Source organism: Rhodoferax sp., from assembly GCF_010365055.1.
Taxonomy (GTDB): Bacteria; Pseudomonadota; Gammaproteobacteria; order Burkholderiales; family Burkholderiaceae_C; genus Rhodoferax.
Genome location: NZ_JAAFHA010000127.1, coordinates 1 through 7,950, shown reverse-complemented (window position 1 = coordinate 7,950; position 7,950 = coordinate 1). Strand labels below are relative to the sequence as shown.

The following is a 7,950-nucleotide window of genomic DNA, read 5'->3' as shown; positions in this document are numbered from 1 at the left end:
GCGACCATGGCGCCAATGTAGGTAAGCCAAATGAAGCAGTAACGGGACAGTTCGTCAGAAACATCGATGCCCGAGTTGAAACCATAGCGCAGCAGCACATTGCCGAACACCATGATCACCATAGCCACCATGCACACCACCACCAGCAATTCAAGCAGTTTGAAGAACAGATTTAATACTTTTTGCAACATAGACTCCAGAAAATAATTCGTCAGACCGCCGGATTGACCAACGCGGTACGGATTTCGGCATTGAGTCGGGTCACAATGTCCTTGGGCATGTTGGCCGGTCCGATGATGCCGCCCCAGCCCGCCGCCTTGAAGCCCGGCACCGATTCGGCAATGGTGGGAATGTCCGGGTAGTTGGGTGATCGCTGGGTGCCGGAGATGCCTAGGGCGCGCATGCGCCCCGCCTGCACGTGCGGGCCGAGCACCGGCGTGTTCTCGAGCATGAGATGGACGTCGCCGCCGATCAGATCGGTGATGGCGGCCGTCACCGCCTTGTAGCGCACATGCAGCATGGATGTCTGCGTCATCGAGCGCAGGAGCTCGCCGCCGAGCTGACCAGAGGTGCCGTTGCCCGCCGAGCCCTGCACCAGCTTGCCCGAGTTCTTCCTGGCATAGGCAATCAGCTCGGGCACAGTTTTGACCGGCAGGTTGTTGTTCACCACCAGCACGTTGACCACGCGCAGCGCACCTGAGATCAGCGTCAGGTTCTTGTCCACCTCATAGGGCACCTTGGGCATGAAGGCGCGGTTAGTGGCCAGCGACACGATGTTGCCGTAGCCCAGCGTGTAGCAGTCGGGCGTAGCACGCACCACCTCCATGGTGCCAATGACGTAGGAGGCACAGGGCTTGTTGTGGATCACGAAAGGCACGCCCATCTGCTGAGACAGCTACGTGGCCAGTGTGCGCATCAGGATCTCGGGCGCGCCCGCGGCTGCCGACGGCACGACTAGGCGAATGGGCTTGTCCGGGTACGCCGCGAAACCAGACAGCGGCAGTACCGATGTCACGGCAAGGACGAAGTTGGCCAAAAGGGATCGTTGTTGCATGGTTTTTACTCCTCTGTAAAAAAATAACTTTGACTTCAGACCAGCAATTCAATTCCACCGGCACGGCAATTCGACCTAATAATCGACGCGGGCGCCAAGGCCTCGCTCGGAGGCCAGGCGCACGGCGAGGTCGGCCACTACCAGGTCCTGCAAGGCCACACCGGTGCCATCGAAAAGAGTGATTTCCTGTGCGCTGCGCCGTCCCTCGCAGAGACCCGCGATAACCGCGCCAATGCTGCCGCGCAGGCTCTGCAGTGTGATCAGCCCGGCGTTGTAAGCATGCTGGCATTCGCCGATGGTGATGGCCTGTGCGGCTTCATCCACAAACAAGGCCGCGCTCGCCACCAGCGCCGCATCCAATTCCTGTTTGCCTTTGGTGTCGGCCCCCATGGCGCTGATATGGGTACCGGCACGGACCCAGGATTTCTCGACCAAGGCCCGCTGCGACGGCGTCACAGTGATCAGAATGTCGACATTGGCCGCCACGGCCTGGCAGTCGGTTTGCGGCGCATATTCCAGTCCCAGTTCCGCGACCGTGCGGCCGAAATTCGCGAGATTTTCCGCCGACGGATCCCAGGCATAGACTTTGCGGATCGGGCGCACGGCCAGCGTGGCACGCAACTGGTACACCGACTGGACGCCGGTGCCGAGAATACCGAGCACGCTGCTGTCCGGGCGCGACAGGTACTTGGTGGCGATAGCGCTGGCGGCGCCGGTGCGCACCCCGGTCAGGTAATTGGCGCTGACCAGGGCCGAAGCGCGACCGGTTTCCGGATCAAACAACACCGTGGAAGATTGGTGATTGGTCAGACCCCGGGCCAGGTTGTGGGGCCAGTAACCACCGGCCTTGAGGCCGAGGATGGGGGCGCTGGTGTCACAGCCGGTCTTGACGCCAAAGACGGCATCCTGATAACCCACTACTTCACGCACGACCGGGTAGTTGTGGGCAAGGCCGCGCGCCATGGCGACGAATGATTTTTCGACGGCGGCGATGACGTCCTCAACACCCACCAGGGTGCGAGCGTCCTGCTCAGAAATAATTAACATCTGGTGATCCTTTTGTTGCTGGCTTTACCAGCCGCTGAAACGCGGCCAAGTCGCGGTGATCTCATGGTTCGTCCCCAGCACGTTGTAGTGGCCGTACTGGGCTGCGGTGGAACACACATGGTTGGGCAGGATCCGCACCTGGGTGCCCACGGGCAGATGCAGCGTGCTGTCCGTCATGCCGGATCGATGCGCCATGATGCCGTGCTCCTGATTGGCGCCGACCAGAATGAAGTCGTCCAGCGGCCGGCCATCAAGGTCACAGACAACGCCATAACCCTGGTCCAACGGCTGCTTCTCGGTGCCGCGGTCGCGCGACATGGCCATCCATCCGGCATCCAAAATGGTCCAGCCTTTTTCGCGCTGATGCCCGATTACCGTGGCCAGAACCGACACGGCAATGTCGTCCATCTGGCAGACATTCAGGCCCGCCATCACCAGATCGAAGAAGACAAATACGCCGGCACGCACTTCTGTCACGCCCTCCAGATGTTCGGCGAACAGCGCGGTCGGCGTCGAGCCCATGCTGACCACCGGGCACGCCATGCCTGCCGCGCGCAGTCGCTCAGCCGCATGCACGATCGCGGCACGCTCCTGCTCGGCCATGGCGCGGATCGCGTCCACGGATCGGCAGTCGTAGGAACTTCCCGCATGGGTGAGCACGCCTTTGACCGTGATCCCGGAGCTCTCCAGGAATTGGCCGATCTCGACGAGCTCGCCGGAGTCAGGTGCAATGCCCGAACGGTGACCGTCCGAATCGATCTCGATAAGAACGTCGAAGTGCCGCTGGGCCGCCTTGGCGCGTTCGGCCAGAAACCGGGCCGCCTCCATGCTGTCCAGGAGGAGCGACAGCTGGACTCCCTTGTCTTGCAGGGACATCACATGGTCCAGTTTATTCGGTGCAATGCAGACAGCGTACAGGATGTCCTTGACCCCGTGCGCAGCAAAATACTCGGCTTCCAGCAAGGTAGAAACCGTGATCGGGCCTTGTGGTGTTTCCATGGTCCGGCGCGCCACGTCGATGGACTTATTGGTCTTGACGTGCGGTCGAAAGGAGACCCCCAGGCTGCGCAAATGGCTACGCATGCGCTCGATGTTGCGGTCCATCCGGGTCTCGTCCAGCAGCAGCGCCGGTGTTTCCAGTTGTTCCAGAATTTGTTTCGACATATCAGCTTCCTGTTCCTTGTGGTTCGCGCGCCAGCACCCGCCCCGGGCGGGTGCCGGTCGAACGGCCCTCGTGCCAGACCACGGCGCCATTGACGATCACTGTGTCGATACCGCGCGCCGGCGCGATTGGTTTTTCATAGGTGGCGACCTCGTCCACCGTGTCGGCGTCGAACAGGGTCAGGTCGGCGTAGGCGCCTTCCTTCAGCACGCCGCGGTCCTTCAGGCCAAAGTTCTTGGCCGTCAGGCCGGTCATCTTGTACACGGCCGTCTCCAGCGAAAACAGCCCGAGCAGGCGGCCATAGTGGCCCAGCACGCGCGGAAAACTGCCCCACAAGCGAGGATGCGGTGCCGCGTCGTGTGGCAGGCCGTCGGAGCCGATCATGGTCTGGTCGAACTTCAGGATGCGCTGCACGTCGGCCTCGTCCATCCTGAAGTAGATCGCGCCAGCGGGCAGCAGGCGCTGCACCGCTTCCTCCTGGGAGACGCCCATCTTTTTCGCGATGTCGGCCAGGTCCTGGCCAGCATACTCGGGCAGCGTCTTGGACCAACTGACAATGACGCGCGTGGAACTCGCCGCCCGGTCGGCCGACAGAATGGTGGAGCCGGCCGTATAGGGATAGCAGTCCAGGCAGATCGGCTGCTTGGCCATGTTCTTTTCGATGAAGGACAGGGTTTCCTCGGAGCGCCCGTAGTTCGCCTGTCCCACCAGCTTGTGGTGCGAGATCACAACCGGCACCCCGACCTCGCGGCCGATGCGAAAGCTTTCTTCCAGCGAGTCAATTACCCGGTCCGCCTCGTCGCGCATATGGGTGCAATACAGGCCCTTGAATTCCTTGAGCGGGCGGCAGATCTCGATCACTTCCTCGGTCGGCGCGGAAATCGACGGCTCGTAGAACAGGCCGGTGGAGACGCCAATGGCACCGGCGCGCATGGCCTCGTCAACCAGCGCGCGCATGGCGTTGATCTCAGTCGCACTCGCCGGCTGCGTCAGGTCGTTCATGGTGGCCACGCGCAAGGTGGTGTGTCCCACCAGCATGGCGCAGTTGGTTGCAGCCGGCTGGGCCCGCAATGCATCGAGGTAGGCGCCGAAACTGGGGAAGCGGAACCATTCGCCCTCGCCGTCCAGCAGGTTCAGCGGCGGCGTGACCGGATCGGGGATCGGGCGCGGCATCGGCGCCAGCGACACGCCGCAATTACCACCGATCACCGTAGTCACGCCCTGGCTGACCTTGGGCGCCATGTCGGGGTTGGACAGCATGAGGCGGTCGTCGTGGGTGTGAGCGTCGATGAAGCCCGGCGCCGCAATGCGACCCGCTAGATCGATTTCTACCTCGCCGCGCAGCTTTGAGAGATCGCCGACACGAGCGATGCGGTCACCACGGACGCCGATATCGCCCGTGAAACGGGGCGCGCCCGTGCCGTCGACGATGCTCGCGTTGCGAATCAGAATGTCAAAATTTTCTTGCATCAGAGGCCTTGTATTGAAAGGTCATTTATTTTCCGCAGAGTGGTGCGTTATGCATGCGACACAAAATGTTGAGGAGTTCCGGAATCATTTTTTCGCCCCCTCCCACATTCGAAGCAGTGACAAAGGTCTGATGGACCGCCTCACCGACAAAGGCGCCGACCTGAAGCTCTTCTGCCATGTGGGTAAAGTACCGGAGGTCCTTGCCCGCATTGATCAAGGAGAACAACATGCTTCCAGGCACGCCGCTGTCGAGAAAGGGCATCAGGCGTTTGAGGACTGCGCTGTCGCCCCCTCCAGTTGCCAGCACCTGGGTCAGGACTTTGCGATCGACCCCGGCCTTGCCGGCACAGGTATAGGCCTCGGCCAGCAGGGCCAGGGTGCCCAGGGAAATGTAGTTGTGCAGCAGCTTCATGCGATGGCCGGAACCCACCTCACCACCGATGTAGATATTTTCGCTATACGCTTCAATTAGCGGACGGACCTCTGCCAGCGTGGCGGCATCGCCGCCGAGCATGGTATTGACACAGCCATCTTCGGCATGCTGCGAGGTCCGGGTCATCGGGGCATCGACATAACGCCCGCCTCGCGCCTGCACCGCTGCCGCTACTTTGACCGTTGACACCGGGTCGGCCGTCGTGCCGTCCACAACAATGCTTCCCGCCCTCAAGCCGTCCAGAAGTCCCTGTGCACCGTAGACACACGCCTCGACCTGGGGCGATCCGGTGACGCACATGAACACGACATCGGCCGCAGCCGCCACCTCTTTGGGCGTTGCCACCGTTTGCGCCCCCATTTTTATCAAGTCGTCCACAGGCTGGTTGCCCTGATGGTCAAGCAGGGTCATGGTATGCCCCTGCTTGAGCAAATTTTTCGCCAAGCCATGGCCCATCAGACCCACACCAATAAATCCAAGTTTTCTTTTGCCAGACATGTCCATTCCTTTCATAGTGTCGTTTCCAATCCGTTCGCAAACTCGGGATGTTCGTGATCGAGCTTGCGATGCAGCGCATCAGGATGCGGCCGTGCCCAGTGCTCGCGTTCATGGCCGAACTGCTTCACCTTTTTTTGCAACGTGGTCCGGGACCAGCCGGCCGTTATCTCTATCTTTCATTGGGCATGTTGACCGGCCCGATAATGCCGCCCCAGGCCACCACCTCGAAGCGCGGCACACCCGATTCGGTAATGGTGGGAATGTCAGGGTAGGTGGGCGAGCGCTGGCTGGACGAAATACCCAAGGCACGCACCCGGCCCGCCTGAGCATGCGGGCCGGCCACCGGCGTGTTGACCATCATGAGCTGAACGCTGTCGCCGATCAGGTCGGTCACGCCAGCCGTCACCTCCCGGCAGGGGACGTGCAGCATGTAGGTGCCGGTCATGGACTTGAAGAGCTCCACCCCCAGATGGGCGGTCGTGCCATTGCCGTCCGAGGCAAAGGCCAGCTGGCCCGGATTATTCTTCGCATAGGCGATCAGCTCGGGCACGGTTTTGACCGACAGGCTGTTGTTCACGATCATCAGGTTGGCCAGACGCAGCGTGTTCGAGATCAGCGTCAGGTCCTTGTCCACGTCGTAAGGCACGTTGGCCAGAAGCGAGCGGTTGGTGGCCAAAGAGACGACGTTGCCATAGGCCAGCGTATAGCCGTCGGCCGGAGATTTGGCCAGGTCCATGGTGCCAATCGTGTACGACCCACCGGGCTTGTTGTCGATCACTAAAGGGACGCCCATCTGCTGCGACAACTGCAAGGCCAATGTGCGCATCAGCACATCTGGCGCGCCGCCTGCGGCCGACGGCACGATCAGGCGGATCGGCTTGTCGGGATAGGCTGCCAGGCCCGGTAACGACACAGTCGCTAGCGCGGCAACGACAAGAGTGAGCAGACGAAATCGTTGACGCATGGCACGGACCTCCAAGAATGTTGAATCAACGGGCCACAAACCATCACCCGAAAAATCATTCTATGTCCGGCATTCAAAAAAGAAAACTTATCAAAACTACATCTATAGTTTACTTTTCCTTATGAATGCCGAGCGACTGCCGCGCTCCGAATCGTGACGATGATAAACTTTACTTCCGTGCCGCCTGCCGCGCAATCCTGTTTTATCGCCGCCATGGCGGCACTGGCTTGAAGCGGGCTTGCAGGAAGGCCAGAAACAGCTTCACGCGCGCCGCCATTCCGTTGCGCCGGTCCACCAGCGCGACAATGTCGGCATCAGGCAGGCGCCAGTCTTTCAGCACGCGCACCAGCCGGCCTGCGCCTAGGCTTTCGGCCACGTCCCATTCGGAGCGCATGATCAGTCCCTTGCCCCCGAGCGCCCACTGCCGGACCACGTCGCCATCATTGCTGCTCATGATCGCCGGCACCCGGACCGAGACATCGTTGCTATTCTTCCTGAAGCGCCACAGGGTCACGTCTTCCTGATTCTCGCGCAGCACAATGCAATCGTGCGCGGCCAGCTCCTGCGGCTCGCGCGGCGCCGGGTGACGGGCCAGGTAGTCGGGCGCGGCGCAAACGAAGCGCGCATTGGGCGCGATCGGATAGGCGACCATACTCGAATCTGTGAGGTCGCCGATGTGCACGATCATATCGAATCGATTCGCATCGGCGTCCGGCACCACGTCGCTGAGAGACAAGGAAACCATCAGCCGGGGATGCAGAGTATGGAAGTCGGCAATGGCGGGTGCCAAGTGGTGGCGGCCAAAACCCAAGGGACCGCAGACATGCAGCGTCCCCGCAACCTCACCCGAGCGCGCGCGCAGCGTATCGATCAGGTTATCGAGATCTGCGAGCAGGCCAACTGCGCCCGCATAAAACAACTCACCCTCGTCGGTGAGGCTGAAGCGCCGGGTGGTGCGGTGGATCAGGTGCAGGCCCAGGCGGGCCTCGAGTTGGCGCAGGCGCTGCGACACTGCCGACGCCGTCACGTCCATGCGCCGGGCCGCCTCGGCCAGAGAACCGCCCTCGGTGACCGCCACGAAGAAGCGCAGGTCGGTGATGTCGTTCGACATTATTTGACTATTTTCTTACGTCAATCGTAAGTGTCTTTAAGTCATGAAATGGCGTTCGCGCAAGCAGAAGAGGGGTGTGCTCCGCCGACTCAAGCTGTGGCTTGCCGATATTGGGCACCACCGTGCTTTTGCCGCAGCCACTGACACCCATGACAACAAAAATATTGGAACGCATCACAGTCACCTTTTCTCCTATGCACAAGCGCTCAAT

Annotated in this window: 9 protein-coding genes and 1 pseudogene; all 10 read right to left on the bottom strand. The window is 61.2% G+C overall.

Features of this window, described 5'->3' with window-relative positions; genetic code table 11:
* Positions 1–188 (bottom strand): TRAP transporter small permease subunit (locus GZ093_RS18880; protein WP_296489069.1); only part of this gene is annotated, 188 nt, incomplete at its 3' end.
* A 23-nt stretch (positions 189–211) separates the two neighbouring features.
* The gene (locus GZ093_RS18875) at positions 212–883 is read right to left on the bottom strand and encodes a tripartite tricarboxylate transporter substrate-binding protein (protein WP_296489066.1); all 672 of its coding nucleotides are present in this window, start codon (positions 881–883) and stop codon (positions 212–214) included.
* Positions 884–895: 12 nt separating this feature from the next.
* Positions 896–1,054 carry a hypothetical protein gene (locus GZ093_RS18870; protein WP_296489064.1) on the bottom strand — a complete coding sequence of 53 codons (159 nt, stop codon included), beginning with the start codon at positions 1,052–1,054 and terminating at the stop codon, positions 896–898.
* Positions 1,055–1,129: 75 nt separating this feature from the next.
* Positions 1,130–2,101, bottom strand: coding sequence for an ornithine cyclodeaminase family protein (locus GZ093_RS18865; protein WP_296489062.1), 972 nt, complete (start codon positions 2,099–2,101; stop codon positions 1,130–1,132).
* A gap of 24 nt (positions 2,102–2,125) precedes the next feature.
* On the bottom strand, positions 2,126–3,265 hold the full coding sequence (locus GZ093_RS18860; protein ID WP_296489059.1) for a DSD1 family PLP-dependent enzyme: 1,140 nt from the start codon (positions 3,263–3,265) through the stop codon (positions 2,126–2,128).
* 1 nt (position 3,266) lies between these two features.
* Positions 3,267–4,733, bottom strand: a complete 1,467-nt coding sequence (locus GZ093_RS18855; protein WP_296489057.1) for a D-aminoacylase — start codon at positions 4,731–4,733, stop codon at positions 3,267–3,269.
* Positions 4,734–4,758: 25 nt separating this feature from the next.
* Positions 4,759–5,664 (bottom strand): NAD(P)-dependent oxidoreductase, encoded by a 906-nt coding sequence (locus tag GZ093_RS18850; RefSeq protein WP_296489054.1) that lies wholly within the window; start codon positions 5,662–5,664, stop codon positions 4,759–4,761.
* 169 nt (positions 5,665–5,833) lie between these two features.
* Entirely contained in the window at positions 5,834–6,628 is a 795-nt protein-coding gene (locus GZ093_RS18845) for a tripartite tricarboxylate transporter substrate-binding protein (protein WP_296489050.1), read from the bottom strand.
* Positions 6,629–6,830: 202 nt separating this feature from the next.
* The gene (locus tag GZ093_RS18840) at positions 6,831–7,739 is read right to left on the bottom strand and encodes a LysR family transcriptional regulator (protein ID WP_296489048.1); all 909 of its coding nucleotides are present in this window, start codon (positions 7,737–7,739) and stop codon (positions 6,831–6,833) included.
* Between the two features lie 7 nt (positions 7,740–7,746).
* Positions 7,747–7,950 (bottom strand): annotated as a pseudogene (locus GZ093_RS18835) (hypothetical protein); the annotation flags it as partial.

Bases quoted from the DNA above. Each gene is read 5' to 3' on its own strand.
- GZ093_RS18865 (WP_296489062.1), bottom strand. From the start codon at position 2,101: ATGTTAATTATTTCTGAGCAGGACGCTCGCACCCTGGTGGGTGTTGAG.
- GZ093_RS18860 (WP_296489059.1), bottom strand. From the start codon at position 3,265: ATGTCGAAACAAATTCTGGAACAACTGGAAACACCGGCGCTGCTGCTG.
- GZ093_RS18845 (WP_296489050.1), bottom strand. From the start codon at position 6,628: ATGCGTCAACGATTTCGTCTGCTCACTCTTGTCGTTGCCGCGCTAGCG.
- GZ093_RS18855 (WP_296489057.1), bottom strand. From the start codon at position 4,733: ATGCAAGAAAATTTTGACATTCTGATTCGCAACGCGAGCATCGTCGAC.
- GZ093_RS18875 (WP_296489066.1), bottom strand. From the start codon at position 883: ATGGGCGTGCCTTTCGTGATCCACAACAAGCCCTGTGCCTCCTACGTC.
- GZ093_RS18850 (WP_296489054.1), bottom strand. From the start codon at position 5,664: ATGTCTGGCAAAAGAAAACTTGGATTTATTGGTGTGGGTCTGATGGGC.
- GZ093_RS18870 (WP_296489064.1), bottom strand. From the start codon at position 1,054: ATGCAACAACGATCCCTTTTGGCCAACTTCGTCCTTGCCGTGACATCG.
- GZ093_RS18840 (WP_296489048.1), bottom strand. From the start codon at position 7,739: ATGTCGAACGACATCACCGACCTGCGCTTCTTCGTGGCGGTCACCGAG.